The following is an 18,805-nucleotide window of genomic DNA, read 5'->3' on the forward strand; positions in this document are numbered from 1 at the left end:
GCCGGTGCGCATCGGCGCGGGCCATACGGAAGAATGGACGCCATGGCGTATGAATTCGAGCGCAAGCAGCGGGTCGCGGTCCTCGGCGGCGGCCCGGGAGGCTACGAGGCGGCGCTCGCCGCGGCGCAGCTCGGCGCCGATGTCACCATCGTCGAGCGCTCCGGCGTCGGCGGTTCCGCCGTCATCACCGACGTCGTGCCGTCGAAGAGCCTCATCGCCACCGCCGAGGCCACCAACGCGATCGCCGAGGCCGCCGACCTCGGAGTGCAGTTCTTCAGCCGGACCGAGGCCGGCAAGCCGGTGCGGCCCGAGATCGCCGTCAACCTCGCCGCCGTCAACAAACGCCTCATGGGCCTTGCGCGCCAGCAGTCGGAGGACATGCGGGCCGAGCTCGTCCGCTCCGGCGTCCGCATCATCACGGGGGAGGGGCGGCTCGACGGCGCCCACGCGATCATCGTGTCGACCGCGCCCGGCGACTCCGGCACCGACTTCGACCGTGTCGAGGCCGACACCATCGTCATCGCCGTCGGCGCGAGCCCGCGCGTCCTCCCGTCCGCCGCGCCCGACGGCGAGCGGATCCTGACCTGGACGCAGCTCTACGACCTGCAGAGCGTGCCCGATCACCTCATCGTGGTGGGCTCCGGTGTGACGGGCGCCGAGTTCGCCTCCGCCTACACCGCCCTCGGGTCGAAGGTGACGCTGATCTCCTCGCGCGACCAGGTCCTCCCCGGCGAGGACGCCGATGCGGCCCGCGTCATCGAGAACGTCTTCAAGCGCAACGGCATGCAGGTGCTCTCCAAGGCGCGGGCCGAGTCCGTCGTCCGCACCGACGACGGTGTCGTCGCGACCCTCACCGACGGGCGGACCGTCCACGGGTCGCACTGCCTCATGGCCGTCGGGTCGGTGCCCAACACCTCCGGGATCGGGCTCGAGGAGGCGGGGGTGCAGCTGGCGCCGTCGGGCCACATCCGCGTGAACCGGGTGGCCCGCACCTCCATCCCGAACGTCTACGCCGCGGGCGACTGCTCCGACTCCCTCCCGCTGGCCTCGGTCGCGTCGATGCAGGGCCGCACCGCGATCTTCCACGCGATGGGCGACGCGGTGAACCCGATCGAGCTGCGCAACGTGACCTCCAACATCTTCACTCAGCCCGAGATCGCCACGGTGGGCTGGAACCAGAAGCAGATCGAGGAGGGCATCGCCCAGGGCGACATCTACAAGCTGCCGCTCAAGTCGAATCCGCGGGCCAAGATGCTGGGGCTCCGCGACGGATTCGTCAAGCTGTTCGCCCGGACCGGATCGGGCACCGTCATCGGCGGCGTCATCGTCGCGCCCCGCGCCTCCGAGCTCATCTTCCCGCTCGCGCTGGCGGTCGAGCACCGGCTCACCGTCGACCAGGTGGCGAGAGCCTTCACGGTCTACCCCTCCCTGTCGGGCTCGATCACCGACGCCGCACGGGCGATGCACATCGTCCTCTGATCGGGACCGGGGGATGGAGGAGCTGCTGGTCATCGGGGTCCTCGCCGTGCTCGCCATCGCGGCGGCCACGACCATCGGACCGCGGTTCGGCGTCGCCTCGCCGCTGATCCTGATGGTGGTCGGGATCCTGGTCAGCCTGCTGCCGTTCGTCCCCGCCATCGTGGTGCAGCCCGAGTGGATCCTCGCCGGGGTGCTTCCGCCGCTGCTCTACTCGGCGTCGGTGTCGATGCCGTCGATGAACTTCCGGCGCGAGTTCGGGGCGATCAGCGGGCTGTCCGTGCTGCTCGTCGTCGTGAGCTCCGTGCTGCTGGGACTCTTCTTCGCCTGGGTGGTCCCGGGCCTCGGCCTGGCGTGGGGCATCGCCCTCGGCGCCATCGTCAGCCCGACCGACGCCGTCGCCACCGGGATCGTCAAGCGGGCGGGCGTCTCACCGCGCGTGGTGGCGATCCTGGAGGGGGAGAGCCTCCTCAACGACGCCAGCGCGCTCGTGCTGCTCCGCTCCGCCATCGCAGCGGCCGCGGTGGCGTCCTTCCATCTCGGGTTCGTGACCCTCTCCTTCATCTACTCCGTCGTCGTCGCTGTCGTCTTCGGGTGGGTCGTCGGGAGGCTCAACCTCCTGGTGCGCTCGAGGGTGCGCGACGCGACCGTGAACACGGCGATCTCGTTCACGGTGCCTTTCCTCGCGTCGCTTCCCGCTGAGGCGCTGGGTGCCTCGGGGCTCGTCGCGGCCGTCGTCGCCGGGCTCGTGACCGGGCGGCGCGCCCCGCGGGTGCTCTCGCCGGAGCACCGCCTGTCCGACTCCCAGAACTGGCGCACCGTCGAGCTCCTCCTGGAGGGCTTCATCTTCCTCACGATGGGGCTGGAGCTGTTCGGCATCGTCCAGAAGGTGCAGAACGACCACGCCGGCGTGCTGCCTGCCGTGGGCGTCGCCGCCGCGGCCCTCGTGCTGACCCTCCTCATCCGGGCCGGCTTCGTCGCCCCGCTGCTCGCGTTGCTGGCACGCCGCAACCGCCGCAGGCAGCGGATGCGGCCCACCCTCGAGCGCATGCAGGCGACCCTCGCCGACCCGGAAGCAGCGCGGCGAACCTATGAGGAGCGCCTTGCGAATGCGGGGAACGACGTGACCGCTCGCCCGGGCGGCTCCCGCTTCCGACCGAGGATCCCGACCGTGCAGGACGTGGCCCGCTTCGGCACGCGCGTCCGCCGCGCCCTGGCCGACATCGACTACTTCACCGGCGCTCCGCTCGGCTGGCGCGAGGGCGCGGTCGTCGTGTGGGCCGGAATGCGCGGTGCGGTGACCGTCGCCGCCGCTCAGAGCCTCCCGCAGGAGACGCCGGGCCGGTCGGTGCTCGTGCTGATCGCCTTCCTCGTCGCCGCTGGATCGCTCCTCCTCCAGGGCGGGACTCTCGGCCCGGTCCTGCGCGTCGTGAGGCCCAGCGCCGCCGACCCGGGCGCCGAGCGGGCCGAGCGGAAGCGGCTGATGGAGCTCCTCCGCGACGCGGGGCGGGCGGTTCCCCAGCCGACGACGACCGAGCGCTCGCCGGAGGCGTTCGCGGCGCACAAGTCAGCTCGGGTGCGAGGCATCCGGGCTCAGCGGGAGGCGCTCCTCGACGCCCGCGACGACGGAACCTTCAGCGCCGACGTGCTCGCGGGCGCGCTCACCAACCTCGACGCCGACGAGATCAGCATCGACCTCAAAGGCGACCCCGCGGAGGCGACGGGCTGACGCCGGGCGGCGGCGCCGTCGCCGCCGACGCGCAGCTGTGCAGCTGTGCCGCTGTGCCGCTGTGCCGCGCGAGCCTCGGGAGGCCGATCTCTCCGTAACCGGCCCGTTCCTCCTCCCTTCCCCGCACCGACGCGGCGTGGCGGCCGGACCCTCCTCCCTTCGCCCCCGGTGTGCGCGGGCCCTGCGCGCGTCGGGAGGAGGGGCCGCCCGATCCCGCTCCGTTCCTCCTCCCTCCGCCGCCGTCCCCAGCCTCCAACAGGACCGCCACGTCCACAGAAACACCGAAAGACACGCGCTAGCAGCCCCACGTGAGGTCCCATAGAGCGATGTCGTTGCTCAGCCGGATGGCCGCTTTCGGAGGCGCCGCCTCCACCCGACAGCTCCGCGCCGCGGGCGTGAGCGACCGTGAACTGACCGCGGCCGTCAAGGACGGCCGGCTGCTGCGCCCGCGAAGGGGCGTCTACGCTTCTCCATCGGCTCCGCTCGACGTCATCATGGCCCTTGAAGTTGGCGCCAGGCTCACCTGTTTGTCCGCCGCGCGCTCATATGGTCTGTGGGCCGGCACGGACACGCGGACGCATGTGCTGTTCCCGCCTCATGCAGGCCGAGCCGGCAAGACGGGGCGCGACGTCGTGCGTCATGTCAGGCCCCAGCGTCCGCATAGCGAGGTGTGGAGGGTCGGATTCATCGATTGCCTGACGTCTGTCGTCCGGTGCGCGGACGAAGAGACGGCGATCGCCGTTCTCGACACTGCCCTCTCGGTGCGGAGGCTGACTCCTCAGACGCTCCGAAGACTGTTCGAGAACGAGCCGGCCCGCTGCCGAGCCGTCGCCTCGCGTGCTCGCTCCGGCTCGGACTCCGGCGTCGAGTCGATCCTGCGGCAGCATCTGCAGTCCCGGGGCCACCAGGTCGAGCAGCAGATCGTGGTGCACGGGGTCGGGAGGGTGGACTTCCGGATCAACGGAGTGCTTCACGTCGAGGTCGACGGGTTCGGCTTCCACTCGAGTCCGGAGGCGTTCGCAAACGACCGGAGGAGGGACGTCGCGCTGGCGCTCCAGGGAGCCCGCACTGTGCGTTTCGCCGCCCGTCAGGTGCTCGACGACCCCGATGACGTGGTGGAGACGATCGAGGCGCTGTTGGCGAGGGAGGAGGAAACGGCGTGGAGAGCGGCGGGAGCGGGGTACGGAGGATGATCCGAGCAGGCCGCGGTGTGGAGTCCTCCGGAGCCGACCGGGGAGGTGCAGTACGGAGGATGATCCGAGCACGCGGCCGGGCGGCAGCCTCCGGAGCGGACACGGGAGGCGCGGCCGCCGTAGCCGTGCCCGGGCGGAGGGCTCTACCATGGGGGCGCCGGGCCGCGGGGCCCGACGGGAGAGCAGGAGCGGCCCATGTTCTCGGTCTCGAGCGGCAGGATCGACATCACGCCGACCGCCGGCTATCCGCTGGCAGGCTACGGCGTGGACACCCCACGGGTCGCCACCGGAACCCACCACGTCCTCTATGCGCGCTGCACGATCATCTGGGATCAGAGCGTTCCCTTCGTCGTCGTCACCGTCGACGTGCTCGGTTTCCGCCGGGCGACGCATCAGCAGATCCGCGCCGCGGTGACCGGGCTCGGCATCCCGTCCGAGAACTTCGTGCTCACCGCGACGCACACCCACAACGGTCCGGTGCTCAGCGAGGGACTGGATCCCTTCATCGCCTACGACCTCGAGAACCTCTCATCGGTCGATACGTACACGGCCTGGTTGGTCGCGACCATCACCACGCTGGTGGCTCAGGCCAAGGCCGCCCCCCGGACACCGTGCACGCTCGACTACGCGGTGCTCGACGAGGACTTCTCGATGAACCGGGAGGGGCTGCCGTACGTCGAGCGCGATGTGCCCTGCCTCGTCGCTCGCGCCGCAGACGGCACGCCCCGCGCGGTGCTCTTCGGCTACGGAACGCACCCGGTGGCGGCCGGCGGACAGGTGGAGTTCGACCCGGACTACCCGGGGCCGGCCATCGACGCCATCGAGGCGCAGTGGCCCGGCTGCTTCGCGCAGTTCCTCACCGGGCCGGCGGGCGACCAGAACCCGACGTCGATCGGCTCGTTCGACGACGCGGCGGCGCTCGGGGGCGACCTGGGCGCGACCGTGGTGAACGCGATCGGCGCTCCCGGGCGGCCGCTCGCCGGTCCGCTGTCGGCGACCCTCGGCGAGGTCTCCCTCCCTCTCGACGTCACGCTGACGCCGGACAATGTGGCCGCCGTCCGAGCGGACTACGCGCTCCGGAGCACCAACGGCGCGGTGATCGGCTACGAGCGGAGGCACGCCCTCCGGATGGTACAGCTGATCGACACCACGCCGCTGTCCGCCCTCGAGCAGACCGTTCCGCTGCCGGTGCAGCTGTGGACGATCGGCGGCGAGCAGCCGCTCCAGCTGCTGTTCAGCGGGGGCGAGGTCGTGTCCGGGTTCGCGGTGGCGATCCGGGCCGAGCGGGGAGGCTCGTCGGCCGTCTGGTTCGCCGCCTACGCGAACGAGATCCCGGGCTACATCCCGAGCGACGCGCTGCTGGCCGCGGCGACCTACGCCGGCGGCTTCGACCCCGACTTCCCCGGCATCGCCGGCGGATCGATGGCCGTCTACGATCACTGGGCGCACTTCCGGCGCGGCCTGGCGTCGACGGACGGCGTCGAGAAGGTCTATCTGGACTACCTCAGACAGGTCGTCCAGACCGCTTAGACGATGTTCAGCAGCAGGTGACCCGACGAGACCGTCTCGCCGACGGTCGCGTTGATCCCCGCGACGGTTCCGTCCTTGTGGGCGGTGAGCGGCTGCTCCATCTTCATGGCTTCGAGGACGAGCACCAGATCGCCCTTGACGACCTCATCGCCGTCGGCCACGGCCACCTTGACCACGGTCGCCTGCATCGGCGCGGTCACCGAGTCGCCCGTGGCGGTGTCGACGGCGTGCGCGGCGCGGCGCCGGGGCGCGGGTGCGGCCGCGGCGTCCGGGGCGCCCCCGGCGAGAAGGCGCGCCGGCAGGGACACCTCGATGCGCTTGCCCTCGACCTCGACGACCACGTGGCTGCGGCGCTCGGCGGCGGGCTGGTCGGCGAGCTCGCCCGACCACGGCTCGATCTCGTTGCGCCACTCGGTCTCGATCCAGCGCGTGTAGACCGAGAAGGGTTCGCCGTCCTGAGGCGCGAAGGCGGGGTCGCGGACGATGGCGCGATGGAACGGGAGGACGGTCGGGAGACCGGCGACCTCGAACTCGTCGAGGGCGCGGCGCGACCGCTCCAGCGCCTCCTCGCGGCTCGCGCCGGTGACGATGAGCTTCGCGAGCATCGAGTCGAACGCGCCGCTGATGACGTCGCCGGACTGGATGCCGCTGTCGACGCGCACGCCGGGTCCGCCAGCGGGCTTGAAGACGTGCACGGGCCCGGGGGAGGGGATGAAGTTCCGTCCCGCGTCCTCGCCGTTGATCCGGAACTCGAACGAGTGGGCGCGCGGCGCCGGGTCGTCGTAGTCGAGCTCGCCGCCCTCGGCGAGCCGGAACTGCTCGCGGACGAGGTCGATCCCGGTGACCTCCTCGGAGACGGGGTGCTCCACCTGGAGGCGCGTGTTCACCTCGAGGAACGAGACGGTGCCGTCCTTGCCGATGAGGAACTCGCAGGTGCCGGCGCCCTGGTAGCCGACCTCTTTGAGGATGGCCTTCGAGGAGCTGTAGAGCTTCTCGGTCTGCTCGGGCGTGAGGAAGGGCGCGGGCGCCTCCTCGACGAGCTTCTGGTGGCGGCGCTGCAGCGAGCAGTCGCGGGTCGAGACGACGACGACGTTGCCGTATGCATCGGCGAGGCACTGCGTCTCGACGTGGCGGGGCTGGTCGAGGTACTTCTCGACGAAGCACTCGCCGCGGCCGAACGCGGCGATCGCCTCGCGGGTCGCCGAGTCGAACAGCTCGGGGACCTCCTCGCGGGTGCGGGCGACCTTGAGGCCGCGACCGCCGCCGCCGAACGCCGCCTTGATGGCGACGGGGAGGCCGTACTGGTCGACGAAGTCGAGCACTTCGGAGGCGTCCGCGACAGGGTTCAGCGTGCCGGGCGCGAGCGGCGCTCCGACCTTCTCGGCGACGTGCCGGGCGGAGACCTTGTCGCCGAGGCGCTCGATGGCCTCCGGCGACGGCCCGATCCACGTCAGTCCGGCCGCGATGACCGCGCGCGCGAAGTCGGCGTTCTCCGCCAGGAAGCCGTAGCCCGGGTGCACGGCATCGGCGCCGGAACGCCGCGCGACCGACAGCAGCTTGTCGATCACAAGGTACGTCTCGGCGCTCGTCGACCCTTCCAGCGCGTACGCCTCGTCGGCGAGGCGGACGTGCAGGGCGTCCCGATCCTGGTCGGCGTAGACGGCGACCGAGCCGATTCCGCTGTCCTGGGCGGCGCGGATCACGCGGACGGCGATCTCGCCCCGGTTTGCGATGAGGACCTTCGTGATACGTGGCACAGTTCTTTAGCCTATTGCCCCGGATGCGACAGCTTTTGGACGATGCCCACAAAAATGGCCGCAGAGGCGGCTGGACGGTCTACAACGACCGGGCCGGGAACGGCTCAGCGCCGGTTCCAGAGCGAGGTCCAGTCGACGCCGAGCCGTCGCACCAGGTCGCGCAGGGTCGAGAGAGACAGCCCCACCACGGTGCTGGGGTCTCCCTCCACGCGGGTGATGAACGGGCCGCCCAGGCTGTCGATCGTGAAGGCGCCCGCCACCTCCAGGGGTTCGCCCGAGGCCACGTAGGCGTCGATCTCGTCGTCGGTGACGTCGGCGAAGGTCACGGATGCCACCGCTGCCGCGCCCACGGCGCCGTTCTCCCGGCCGTCGCGGTGGTCGATGAGCCAGTGGCCCGAGTGGAGGTGCCCGGTCCTGCCGCGCTGGGCGCGCCAGCGCTCGCGGGCGACGCCCGGGAGGTGCGGCTTGCCGTGGATCGCGTCGTCGATCGCGAACGCCGAGTCTCCGCCGAGGATGAGGCCGTCGATCGGCTCGCCGTCGTGGTCGCCGCGCACCGCCTCCGCCTTCAGCCTCGCCAGCAGCTGCACCATGGCCTGCGGCGTGAGCGGTCCGTGCTCCGCCTCCGCGGCGAGCACCGCCGCGGGCTCATCCACGTGCGAGGGCACGACGACGGGCTCGATGCCGGCCGCTCGCAGCAGGGCGAGACGGGCGGGCGACGTGGAGGCGAGGTAGAGGCGCATGGTCACCTGTGGAATGCTCGAAGGATGCCCGAGAAGGACGAGGTCGAGCTCGACATTACCAACGTGGCCCACGGCGGCGTCTTCGTGGCCCGGCATGAGGGACGCGTGGTCTTCGTCCCCGACACGATGCCGGGGGAGCGCGTCCGGGCGCGGATAGCCGATCGCAGCCACGACCGCTTCTGGCGTGCTGAGACCATCGCGGTCGTCGAGCCCGCGCCCGAGCGACAGGACCACATCTGGGAGGCGGCCGCGGTCGAGCGGCCGCCGGAACTCCGCGCCGGCGGAGCCGAGTTCGGCCACATCCGTCTCGACCACCAGCGCGACCTGAAGCGCCGCGTGATCGTCGACGCCCTCGAGCGCACGGCGAAGCTGCCTCCGGAGACGATCCGGACGCTGGGCCGCGGCGGCGCCATCGAGGTGGAGGCGGCGCCCGGCGAGACCCCCGACGGCCGCGGATGGCGAACCCGGGTGCGCCTCCACGCCGACTCCGAGGGCCGCCTCGGGCCGTTCGCCGCGCGCACGCACTCGGTGGTCCCCGTGCGCGACCTCCCGCTCGCGACGGCCGAGGTGAGCGAAGCGGCACCGCTCGACCGCGGTATCCGGGGCGCCGAGTCCGTCGACGTGGTGGCGACCGGGGTGGGCGAGCCGCTCGTCCTCGTGAACGACGCCCCGCAGCGGAGGGGCAAGCGCGTGGTCCGGCCGCACCGGCGCCCGATGCCGATCCGCGAGCGCGTCGGCGACCGCGAGTTCCGGTTGGACGCGCGCGGCTTCTGGCAGGTCCACCGCGCCGCCGCCGAGACGCTCACGGGCGCTGTCCAGTCCGCCGTCGACGAGTCGCTCTTCGACCCGCGCGCGGCCAACCTCGACCTGTACGGCGGTGTCGGCCTGCTGGCCGCGGCGCTCGGGGACCGCTTCGGGCCGACGCTCCGCATCACATCGGTGGAGGCGGACGAGCGAGCGACCGACGACGCCGCGGAGAACCTCTCGGAGTGGGTCGGCGCCGCCGCCGTCACCGAGCGCGTGGAGCGTTTCGTGACACGGCTCGCCTCCGATGCGAGCGCCGCCGAGCGCGCGCGCCTGCGGTCCGCGACCGTGGTGCTCGACCCTCCCCGGTCCGGCGCGGGCCGCGCCGTCGTGGACGCCGTCGCGAGCCTCCGCCCCGCCCAGATCGTCTATGTCGCGTGCGACCCGGTCGCGCTCGCCCGCGATCTCGCCTTCTTCGCCGCCGGCGGCTACCCGGTGCGGTCGCTGCGCGCCTTCGATCTGTTCCCCAACACGCACCACGTGGAGGCGGTCGCCACGCTGGCCCCGTGACCTACCCGTCGACTCGTCCCGACCGCCACTACGATGGTCAGCATGGTTCGGGTGGCTATCGTCGATGATCACGAGTCCGTGCGGCTCGGTCTGAAGGCGGCCTGCCAGGAAGCGGGGTACGAGGTCGTCGTCACCGCCGCGACGGTCGACGCCTTCGTGGCGGAGCTCGGCTCGCGCGAGTGCGACGTCGTCGTGCTCGATCTGTCGCTCGGCGACGGCTCCCGGGTGACCGACAACGTGAAGCGCGCGCAGGCGACCGGCGCCGCCGTGCTCGTGCACAGCATCGCCGACCGGGTCGCCAGCGTGCGGGAGGCGCTCGCGGCCGGGGCCGCCGGCGTCATCCCGAAGTCGTCTCCGACGACGACCGTGATGAACGCGATCGCCACCGTCGCCCGAGGCGACGTCTTGAACAACCTCGAGTGGGCCACCGCGATCGACGCGGACAGCGACTTCGCCAAGGCGCAGCTCGGCCGTCGCGAACGCGACGTGCTCCACCTGTACGCGTCGGGCCTCCCGCTGAAGGCCGTGGCGGCGCAGCTCGGCATCGCGAACTCGACGGCCCGCGAGTACCTGGATCGGATCCGGGTGAAGTACGTCGAGGTCGGCCGGCCGGCCCCGACCAAGGTGGACCTCCTCCGCCGCGCCGTGGAGGACGGGATCCTGCCCGGACTCGATCCCGACACGGGCAATGAGCGCCCCTAGCGCCCCGCGAGGGCCCGCGATCGAGGCCGCGAAGCCGCGCAACCCGCTGAGCCGGGCGCGAATCGAGCGCATCTCGGACCGGACCGTGTCCGCCTTCGGCCTGGTGTTCGGCGCGCAGACCTTTCCCACGGCACTCGCGCAGCTCCAGCATCTGAAGGAGCCGTACGGCCTCGTCATGCTGGTCCTCATCTTCGCCGGCCTGCTGCTGACCGTCGGTCTCGCCATCGTGCAGCGCGGCGTGAAGCCCGCGATGGGCACGATGGCGATCGTCTACCTCCTCGCCCTCGTCGCGTGGCCCTTCATCGCCGTCGACGGGTCGGCGTTCGCGGCCGACAAGCCGTGGCTGTGGTTCCTCTGCTCGGTCTTCACCGCCTTCGCCGCCGTGGCCTACCCGCTGTGGCTCGCGATCGCCTACACGTTCATCGCGCCGCTCGCTTACGGTGTGGTCCGCGCGCTTCCGGCGGGGGGCGGCGTCGGGCCCGAGCTCGCCGGTCTCGATGCCCTCTACGCGATCATCCTCGGCGGCGTCATCCTCGCGATCATCGCGATGATGCGGCAGGCGTCCAGCGCGGTCGACGCGGCGCAGAGCCAGGCGCTCGCCCGGTACGCGACAGCGGTGCGGCAGCACGCGACCGAGGTGGAGCGCGTGCAGGTCGACGCGATCGTGCACGACAGCGTGCTGACGACCCTCCTCTCGGCCGCGAACGCCCGCACACCCGAGCAGAAGGAGCTGGCCGCGACCATGGCGGCGGACGCGATCGGGCATCTCCACGCGGCCGAGGCCGCCGGGCCGGAGGACCAGAGCGCCGCCGGACTGGACCGCCTCGTCGAGCGTCTCGTCACCGCCGCGGGAGCGTTCTCGGCACCGTTCGAGGTGGACGCGCGCGACGTCGCGGACCACTCGATCCCCGTGAACGTTGCGGAGGCGGTGTACTCGGCGAGCGTCCAGGCGATGGTCAACAGCACCCAGCACGCCGGCGGCCCCGAGGTGCGCCGCACACTCACCATCCGCGGCAGCTCGGGCACGGGCGTGCGGATCGTCGTGAGCGACGACGGCCGGGGCTTCAGCGAGGAGGACGTGCCCGCCGAGCGCCTCGGCCTCCGGGTCAGCATCCGCGAGCGGCTCTCCAAGGTGGGCGGCCGCGCCTCGGTCGAGACGGCCCCCGGCCGCGGGACGACGGTCACGATCGTCTGGCCGGCGGCCGACGGAGCCGGCCTGGACCCGCGGGGCGTGGAGGATCGTCTGGCGTTCCTCCCCGGTCACGCGGACGGCGAGCTGGGGGCGCGGGCATGATCGCTCTCAACCGCGTCCTGTTCCTCGGCCTCGGTGCGCTCTTCTCGGCCTACCACCTCTTCCTCGCGCTCTCGTCCCTGTCGACACCGCACAACGCGGCACCTGCCGTCGTCGCCATGGTGCTCTACGCGGTCGCGACCATCATGAGCCTCTGGCCGACCAGCCCGACGAAGATGCCCATCTGGCTCGCCGCCTTCGACCTCGCCGTGTGCGTGGTCATCCCGATCCTCGTGACGAGTCAGCTCGACCCCGCGAAGGACAACGGGTACGCCACCTGGTACGTCGCCGCGGTCGGCACGCTCATGACGATCTGCGCGGTGCGCCGCCAGCAGATCGTCGCGTGGGCCGGCGTCGGCTTCCTCGCGGTGCAGACGGTCGTGTGGGCCGGCCCCGGCGCCCTCGCGGGCCTCGGCGTCATCGGCTCGGTCGTGTGGGTCGGCGTCGCCGTCGTGATCGCCGGATCCCTCGCCAAGGCCGGGCGCGACGCGCTGCAGTTCGCGCGTGCTGAGCGCGAGGCGACCGAGTGGCAGGCGGCACAGGAGGCGCATGTCATGGAGCGCCAGCTCCGGCTGCGCCAGACCTACCGGGTCGCCGCTCCCATGCTCGCCGAGATCGTGCGGCGCGGGGGAGACCTGACGGAGGCGGAGCGGCGGGAGTGCCGGTACCTCGAGGGCGCCATCCGCGACGAGATCCGCGGCCGCCGCCTCCTCAACGACGATGTGCGCCGGGAGGTCATGGACGCGCGCCGCCGAGGCGTCGTCGTCAGCCTCCTCGACGAGGGCGGCATCGACGACCTCGACCAGAACGGCCTGGAGGCGGTCCTCCGGCGTCTGGCCGATGCCATCCGGGGGACGACCACCGACAAGCTCATCATCCGCACGGTGCCGCGGTCGTCGAAGACCGCCGTCACGGTCGTCGGCCTCCGCATGTCGGACGACGGTGCGGCGAACGCACTGGGCGCGGAGTCGGAGGACGACGAGGTCGACCTCTGGCTGGAGATACCGCGTCCCGTCGCCTGAATCGAGGCCCTGCCGGACGGAGAGCGGCAGGCCTAGCGTGGCGACGGGCAAGGGCGAGAGGCAAGGACGAGAGGCACCGGCCTGACCGTCGCAGACCTGCCCTATAACGGGTGAAAGGGGCCGACACCCGAATTGTCGGCCCCTTTTCAAACCCCGAGTCAGGGCGACAACCCGAATATCGCCCTGACTCGCCCCCAAAGCACTCGCCCGCTTACCCTAGTCGGCGAGTGATTGGCGGTGTGACTCACGAGGAGAGACACCTAGCAAGAACAATAGTGTCGGCGCGCCCAGGAAATACATAGTCGTCATTTTGGAGGACAGTAGGGGGACGAGTCCGCGCCGGACCCGGTCGCGCGGTCTGGAGAATGCCGGAACCCCCGCGTTCGGGGGTCGCTGACCGGGGTACAAAACGGGCCCGGAGGCGCGCCGACGGTCAGGCGGAGAACGACCGCCACTGGCCCGGGCCGGGTCGCAGCTCCTGCCGGAGGCTCCGCCGGCTGCGCTCCCAGGCGTCCGGGCCCGACGCGGGTCGCGCCTCCTCAGCGGCGGCGGCCTGCTCGGCGGCGGCCGCGGCCAGCACCGCCGTGACGGCGGCGACCTCCTCCGGCGTCACGCCGCGCGTGACGAACCGGATCTGCGAGGGGTCGAGCGGTGAGGCTCCCGTGCCCGAGCCGCTCACAGCGGGATGTTCCCGTGCTTCTTGGGCGGGAGGGACGCGCGCTTGGTCCGCAGCGCCCGGAGCGCCTTGATGACCGCGACGCGGGTGGCCGCCGGCTCGATCACGCCGTCGAGCTCGCCGCGCTCCGCAGCGAGGAACGGGCTCGCGACGTTGTACGTGTACTCGTTGGCGAGCTTGGTGCGGACGGCGGCGACATCCTCGCCGGCCTCCTCCGCGCGCTTGATCTCGCCGCGGTACAGGATGTTGACCGCGCCCTGGCCGCCCATGACCGCGATCTCGGCGGTGGGCCACGCGAGGTTCATGTCGGCGCCGAGCTGCTTCGAGCCCATGACGATGTAGGCGCCCCCGTAGGCCTTGCGGGTGATGATCGTCACGAGCGGGACGGTTGCCTCGGCGTAGGCGTAGAGGAGCTTGGCGCCGCGGCGGATGACGCCGGTCCACTCCTGGTCGGTCCCGGGGAGGTAGCCGGGCACGTCGACGAGGGTGAGGATCGGGATGCTGAACGCGTCGCAGAACCGGACGAAGCGCGAGGCCTTCTCTCCGGCGTCGATGTTGAGCGTCCCGGCCATCGAGCTCGGCTGGTTGGCGACGATGCCGACCGAGCGGCCCTCGACGCGGGCGAACCCGATCACGATGTTGGGGGCGAACAGCGGCTGGATCTCCAGGAACTCGCCCTCGTCGACGATGCCCTCGATGATCGTCTTGACGTCGTAGGGCTGGTTGGGGGAGTCCGGGATGACGGTGTTGAGCCGGCGGTCCGCGTCGGTGATCTCGAGCTCGGGCTCGGCGTGGAACGCGGGCAGCTCGGCGAGGTTGTTCTGGGGGAGGTAGCTCAGCAGCGTCCGCGCGTAGTCGAGGGCGTCCTCCTCGTCGCTCGCGAGGTAGTGCGAGACGCCCGAGACCTTGTTGTGGGTGAGGGCGCCGCCGAGTTCCTCGAAGCCGACGTCCTCGCCGGTGACCGTCTTGATGACGTCCGGGCCGGTGACGAACATGTGGCTCGACTTGTCGACCATGATCACGAAGTCGGTGAGGGCGGGGGAGTAGACCGCGCCTCCCGCCGCCGGCCCCATGACGATCGAGATCTGCGGGATGACCCCGGAGGCGGCCGTGTTGCGGCGGAAGATCTCGCCGTACTTGCCGAGCGCGACGACGCCCTCCTGGATGCGGGCGCCGCCCGAGTCGAGGATGCCGATCATCGGCACGCCCGTCTTGATGGCGTGGTCCATGACCTTGATGATCTTCTCGCCGGCGACCTCGCCGAGCGACCCGCCGAAGATCGTGAAGTCCTGGCTGAACACCGCGACGTTGCGGCCGTGGATGGTGCCGACGCCGGTGACCACCGCGTCGCCGTACGGGCGCTTCTGCTCCATGCCGAAGGCGTGGGTGCGGTGGCGCACGAACTCGTCGAACTCGACGAACGAGCCGTGGTCGAGCAGGAGGTCGATGCGCTCGCGCGCGGTCAGCTTGCCCTTCGCGTGCTGCTTCTCGATCGCGGCCTGTCCACTGGCGGTCACGGCCTCGTGGAACCGCTCCTTCAGATCGGCGAGCTTGCCGGCGGTGGTGGTGAGGTCTGCGGTCTGACGTGGTTCGGTGTCGGTCACGCCGTTCACTCTACCGGCCAGTGGTTGGGCGATGCCGTTGAGGGGAACCTACAAATCCGGGGCCTCCGGCTGGCAGACTGGGCCAATGCAGAGTGAGCCGAACGCGTTCCGCCGCAGCCGCGCCGTCGTGCCCGTCCTGGAGGTGCTGGACCGGGCGACGTCGACCAACGACGTGCTCGCCGGCCGCGCCGCGGAACTGCCCGATCTCGCCGTCGTGGTCACCGCCGACCAGACGGGAGGGAGGGGGCGGCTCGGCCGCACGTGGGTCTCACCCGCGGGCCGGTCGCTGGCCATCTCGGTGCTCCTCAAGCCCGAGGGGCTGCCGCCGGAGGCGTACGGCTGGTTCCCGCTTCTCGCCGGCGTCGCGATGAGCCGCGCGCTCGGGCCGCTCGTTCCAGGCGGTGTCGAGGTGAAGTGGCCGAACGACGTGCTCATCGACGGTCTCAAGGTCTGCGGGATCCTCTCCGAGCTCCTCCCCGGGATGACGGGCCTCGTCATCGGGGCGGGGGTGAACCTGACGGTCGAGCGCGACGACCTGCCGACCGACACCTCCACGTCGCTGCTCCTGGCCGGCGCGGAAGAGGTGGACCCGGACCGGGTCTTGAGCGCTTACCTCGCCGAGCTGACCCTGCTCTACCGCGATTACCTCACCGCCGCGGGCGACCCGGTGCGCAGCGCGCTCCGCGACCAGGTCGTCGCCGCGAGTCACACGGTGGGCCGCCCGGTGCGTGTGCAGCTGCCCTCGGGCGATTCCCTCGTCGGGACGGCGGTCGACATCGATGAGGGCGGCCGCCTCGTCGTCGAGACGGATACGGGCCGCACCGCTGTGGCAGCCGGCGACGTGACGCACCTGCGGTATTAATGGAGCATGAGCAACACGACCGAGGGGATCCCCCCGGGGCCCCCGGAGAAGGTCGTCGCCCGGCTCCGCTCGCACGCCCGGTTCCTGTTCTGGCCGAGTCTCGCGCTCATCGCCGCCAGCGGCGCCTTCGGCTACTTCGTGGGCCGGCTGGACGAGGTCTGGCAGGTGGTCCTGCTCTGGTCGTCAGCGGCCGTGGTGCTGCTCGTCCTCTTCCTGCTGCCGCTCGCCTCCTGGCTGAGCCGGCGGTACACGATCACGACCCGCCGCATCGTCCTGCGGCACGGCTTCTTCGTCCGGGTCCGGCAGGAGCTGCTCCACAGCCGCGGGTACGACGTGAGCGTGAGACGCACCTGGCTGCAGAGCGCGTTCCGGTCGGGTGATGTGCTCATCAACTCGGGCCTCGAGCACCCGGTCGTCCTGCGGGACGTGCCGCGGGCCGATCAGGTGCGGCGCGCGCTGAGCGAACTGATGGAGCACTCGCAGAACGTGGTCGGCGTGCGGAGGCAGCAGTCGGAGTCAGTCTCCGACGAAACCACCGTCTGGGGCGCCCGCTAGGGCCTTCGCCTTCACCTGCTGGATCCGCACGGACTCGGAGCGGACCCGGGCACGCTCGGCGCGCTGAGGCGAGAACACCCACCACCGGTAGAACGCGAAGCGGAACACCATGCCGAGCGCCAAGCCCACGCCGTTGTTCGCGATGTTGTCCGCCAGGAGGGACTGGAAGCCGAGCAGGTAGTGCGAGACCCACACGCACAGCAGCGGGATGGCCATCCCGGCGAGACTCACGAGGAAGAACTCGAGGCCCTCGCGCGCCGTGTTCTGCTGGCGGCCGCCCGCGAACGCCCAGTAGCGGTTGCCGACCCAGTTGACGGCGATGGCGACGAGCGTCGCGATCGCCGTGGCGATGAGCGTGCGGTGCGGCGCGTCCTTGAGGAGGGTGAGCATCAGCGCGTTGAACACGACCAGGTTCACGACGAACCCCACGGCGCCGACGGCGCCGAACTTCACGAGCTGCGCCACGAAGCGCCTCAGTGAAGAACCGGGATGGTCTGCCGTGGTCATGCGCCTGCCGAGAGTTTGGGAAAATGAACCGATGCCCGCAACCATACGCGCGGGATGTTTCGGGTTGCTGGGAGTTGACCGCCCGCACCATGAGGATTATCGAGGAGAGAGTCGGGCGATGGCCAGGACAGTCGGCGTGATCGGTGGAGGACAGCTGGCCCGGATGATGATCCCGCCGGCGATCGAGCTCGGCGTCGACATCCGCGTCCTCGAGGAGGCCGAGGGCATGAGCGCCGACATCGCGGCGAGCGGGGTGGGGGACTACCGCGACCTCGACACCGTCGTCGCGTTCGCGGAGACCGTCGACGTGGTCACGTTCGACCACGAGCACGTCCCTCAGCCCGTCCTGCGCGAGCTCGTTCGCCGCGGCATCGCCGTCCATCCCGGTCCGGACGCGCTCCTGTACGCCCAGGACAAGCTCCAGATGCGGGCCAGGCTGGGCGAGCTGGGCCTTCCCGTGCCGGACTGGGCCGCGGTCGAGTCGGCCGACGACCTCGCCGCCTTCCTCGCCGATCACGGCGGCCGGGCGGTGGTGAAGACCCCGCGCGGCGGCTACGACGGCAAGGGCGTGCGGGTGGTGTCCGACGCGCACGGCGCCGACGACTGGTTCGCAGCGCTCGCGGAGGACGGCCGCGGCGGCGCGCTGCTGGTGGAGGAGCTTGTGCCCTTCACCCGCGAACTCGCGCAGCTCGTCGCGCGCCGGCCATCGGGCGGGATGGCCACGTGGCCGGTCGTCGAGACGGTGCAGCGCGACGGTGTCTGCGCCGAGGTGATCGCTCCCGCGCCCCGTGCCCATGGCCGCGTCGAGCAGGCGGCCGCCGACATCGCACGGGCGGTCGCCGAGGGGCTCGGGGTCACCGGCGTGCTCGCCGTCGAGCTCTTCGAGACGACGGATGGGCGCGTCCTCGTGAACGAGCTCGCGATGCGGCCGCACAACAGCGGCCACTGGACGATCGACGGCGCCGTCACGAGCCAGTTCGAGCAGCACCTGCGCGCCGTTCTCGACCTGCCCCTCGGCGCCACCGAGCCCCGCGAGGACTGGTCCGTGATGGTCAACATCCTCGGCGGTCCCGCGGAGGGCACCCTGCTCGACCGGTACCCCGCAGCGCTCGCGGCCCACCCGGAGGTCAAGTTCCACGGCTACGGCAAGGACCCCCGCCCCGGACGCAAGGTCGGCCATGTCACCGCGGGCGGCGACGACCTCGACGACGTCGTCTACCGGGCCCGTGCGGCGGCCGCCTTCTTCGAGGACTGAGTCCCGGGGTTCGGGCGGCCGTGCCGCGCGTGCCCCGCGTGCCCTCCCGGGCGGACGGGGCGCCCGCCCCTAGCATGGTGGCCATGTCCGCTCCCCAGCCCCTGGTGTCCGTCGTCATGGGCTCCGACTCGGACTGGACCGTGATGCAGGAGGCTTCACGGCTGCTCACCGAGTTCGGAGTCGCCCACGAGGTCGAGGTCGTCTCGGCGCACCGCACGCCCGAGAAGATGATCGGGTTCGGCAAGGCCGCAGCGGCCCGCGGGGTCAAGGTGATCATCGCCGGCGCGGGCGGTGCGGCGCACCTGCCCGGCATGCTCGCCGCGGTCACGACCCTCCCGGTGGTCGGCGTCCCGGTCCCGCTGGCGCGGCTCGACGGGCTCGACTCCCTCCTGTCGATCGTGCAGATGCCCGCCGGGGTGCCGGTCGCGACCGTGTCGATCGGCGGCGCCCGGAACGCCGGCCTCCTCGCCGTGAAGATCCTCGCCACCGCCGACGCGTCGCTGTCGGAGGCCCTGAGCCGCTTCGCCGCGGAGCTCGAGGCCAGCGTCGAGGAGAAGAACCGGGCGCTGCAAGCCCGGCTGTGAGCCGTCGC

17 protein-coding genes are annotated in these 18,805 nt (G+C 71.6%); 12 read left to right on the forward strand and 5 right to left on the reverse strand.

All coding sequences use genetic code 11. The features are described from left to right. The first annotated feature begins 42 nt into the window (after positions 1-42). From FPT20_RS03660 to FPT20_RS03675, 4 genes are all read left to right on the forward strand, one after another. Positions 43-1,479 (forward strand): NAD(P)H-quinone dehydrogenase, encoded by a 1,437-nt coding sequence (locus tag FPT20_RS03660; RefSeq protein WP_158862691.1) that lies wholly within the window; start codon positions 43-45, stop codon positions 1,477-1,479. Between the two features lie 13 nt (positions 1,480-1,492). Beyond that, positions 1,493-3,205, forward strand: coding sequence for a cation:proton antiporter (locus tag FPT20_RS03665; RefSeq protein WP_158862693.1), 1,713 nt, complete (start codon positions 1,493-1,495; stop codon positions 3,203-3,205). Between the two features lie 326 nt (positions 3,206-3,531). After that, positions 3,532-4,398 carry a type IV toxin-antitoxin system AbiEi family antitoxin domain-containing protein gene (locus FPT20_RS03670; protein WP_158862695.1) on the forward strand — a complete coding sequence of 289 codons (867 nt, stop codon included), beginning with the start codon at positions 3,532-3,534 and terminating at the stop codon, positions 4,396-4,398. 195 nt (positions 4,399-4,593) lie between these two features. Then, on the forward strand, positions 4,594-5,928 hold the full coding sequence (locus tag FPT20_RS03675; RefSeq protein WP_158862697.1) for a neutral/alkaline non-lysosomal ceramidase N-terminal domain-containing protein: 1,335 nt from the start codon (positions 4,594-4,596) through the stop codon (positions 5,926-5,928). On the opposite strand, the gene FPT20_RS03680 is transcribed toward FPT20_RS03675, so the two are convergent. Both FPT20_RS03680 and FPT20_RS03685 read right to left on the reverse strand, forming a co-directional pair. Continuing rightward, the gene (locus tag FPT20_RS03680) at positions 5,925-7,685 is read right to left on the reverse strand and encodes an acetyl/propionyl/methylcrotonyl-CoA carboxylase subunit alpha (protein WP_158862699.1); all 1,761 of its coding nucleotides are present in this window, start codon (positions 7,683-7,685) and stop codon (positions 5,925-5,927) included. The two genes, FPT20_RS03675 and FPT20_RS03680, sit on opposite strands and share 4 nt — an antisense overlap. Positions 7,686-7,789: 104 nt before the next feature. Next, a complete protein-coding gene (locus FPT20_RS03685) occupies positions 7,790-8,425 on the reverse strand; it encodes a Maf family protein (RefSeq protein WP_199245954.1) in 636 nt (211 codons plus the stop codon). Between the two features lie 24 nt (positions 8,426-8,449). Between FPT20_RS03685 and FPT20_RS03690 the strand changes: the two genes are divergently transcribed. The 4 genes from FPT20_RS03690 to FPT20_RS03705 are packed head-to-tail and all read left to right on the forward strand — an operon-like array spanning position 8,450 to position 12,754. Next, the gene (locus FPT20_RS03690) at positions 8,450-9,739 is read left to right on the forward strand and encodes a class I SAM-dependent RNA methyltransferase (RefSeq protein ID WP_158862703.1); all 1,290 of its coding nucleotides are present in this window, start codon (positions 8,450-8,452) and stop codon (positions 9,737-9,739) included. Positions 9,740-9,781: 42 nt separating this feature from the next. After that, a complete protein-coding gene (locus FPT20_RS03695; RefSeq protein ID WP_158862705.1) occupies positions 9,782-10,441 on the forward strand; it encodes a response regulator transcription factor in 660 nt (219 codons plus the stop codon). Next, on the forward strand, positions 10,428-11,735 hold the full coding sequence (locus tag FPT20_RS03700; RefSeq protein ID WP_158862707.1) for a sensor histidine kinase: 1,308 nt from the start codon (positions 10,428-10,430) through the stop codon (positions 11,733-11,735). The genes FPT20_RS03695 and FPT20_RS03700 overlap by 14 nt, the downstream gene beginning before the upstream one ends. Next, positions 11,732-12,754 (forward strand): hypothetical protein, encoded by a 1,023-nt coding sequence (locus FPT20_RS03705; protein WP_158862709.1) that lies wholly within the window; start codon positions 11,732-11,734, stop codon positions 12,752-12,754. The genes FPT20_RS03700 and FPT20_RS03705 overlap by 4 nt, the downstream gene beginning before the upstream one ends. 433 nt (positions 12,755-13,187) lie before the next feature. Here the strand turns inward: FPT20_RS03705 and FPT20_RS03710 are convergent, their stop codons facing one another. Together FPT20_RS03710 and FPT20_RS03715 are read right to left on the reverse strand one after the other, a co-directional pair. Continuing rightward, complete coding sequence (locus FPT20_RS03710) at positions 13,188-13,433, reverse strand: acyl-CoA carboxylase epsilon subunit (protein WP_158862711.1); 246 nt, start codon at positions 13,431-13,433, stop codon at positions 13,188-13,190. Next, a complete protein-coding gene (locus tag FPT20_RS03715) occupies positions 13,430-15,043 on the reverse strand; it encodes an acyl-CoA carboxylase subunit beta (protein WP_158862713.1) in 1,614 nt (537 codons plus the stop codon). The genes FPT20_RS03710 and FPT20_RS03715 overlap by 4 nt, the downstream gene beginning before the upstream one ends. 76 nt (positions 15,044-15,119) lie before the next feature. On the opposite strand from FPT20_RS03715, the gene FPT20_RS03720 reads away from it, so the two are divergent. Both FPT20_RS03720 and FPT20_RS03725 read left to right on the forward strand, forming a co-directional pair. Further along, positions 15,120-15,896: a biotin--[acetyl-CoA-carboxylase] ligase gene (locus FPT20_RS03720; RefSeq protein ID WP_158862715.1), complete on the forward strand. Its 777-nt coding sequence runs from the start codon at positions 15,120-15,122 to the stop codon at positions 15,894-15,896. Positions 15,897-15,902: 6 nt separating this feature from the next. Then, complete coding sequence (locus FPT20_RS03725; protein ID WP_158862717.1) at positions 15,903-16,451, forward strand: PH domain-containing protein; 549 nt, start codon at positions 15,903-15,905, stop codon at positions 16,449-16,451. On the opposite strand, the gene FPT20_RS03730 is transcribed toward FPT20_RS03725, so the two are convergent. Further along, positions 16,413-16,958 carry a GtrA family protein gene (locus FPT20_RS03730; protein WP_158862719.1) on the reverse strand — a complete coding sequence of 182 codons (546 nt, stop codon included), beginning with the start codon at positions 16,956-16,958 and terminating at the stop codon, positions 16,413-16,415. The genes FPT20_RS03725 and FPT20_RS03730 overlap by 39 nt on opposite strands. Before the next feature lie 118 nt (positions 16,959-17,076). Between FPT20_RS03730 and FPT20_RS03735 the strand changes: the two genes are divergently transcribed. Further along, positions 17,077-18,213: a 5-(carboxyamino)imidazole ribonucleotide synthase gene (locus FPT20_RS03735; RefSeq protein WP_158862721.1), complete on the forward strand. Its 1,137-nt coding sequence runs from the start codon at positions 17,077-17,079 to the stop codon at positions 18,211-18,213. Positions 18,214-18,287: 74 nt separating this feature from the next. After that, the gene (gene purE / locus FPT20_RS03740) at positions 18,288-18,797 is read left to right on the forward strand and encodes a 5-(carboxyamino)imidazole ribonucleotide mutase (protein WP_442786470.1); all 510 of its coding nucleotides are present in this window, start codon (positions 18,288-18,290) and stop codon (positions 18,795-18,797) included. The last annotated feature ends 8 nt before the right edge of the window (positions 18,798-18,805 follow it).

This window comes from Leifsonia sp. AG29, from assembly GCF_009765225.1.
Taxonomy (GTDB): domain Bacteria; phylum Actinomycetota; class Actinomycetes; order Actinomycetales; family Microbacteriaceae; genus Leifsonia.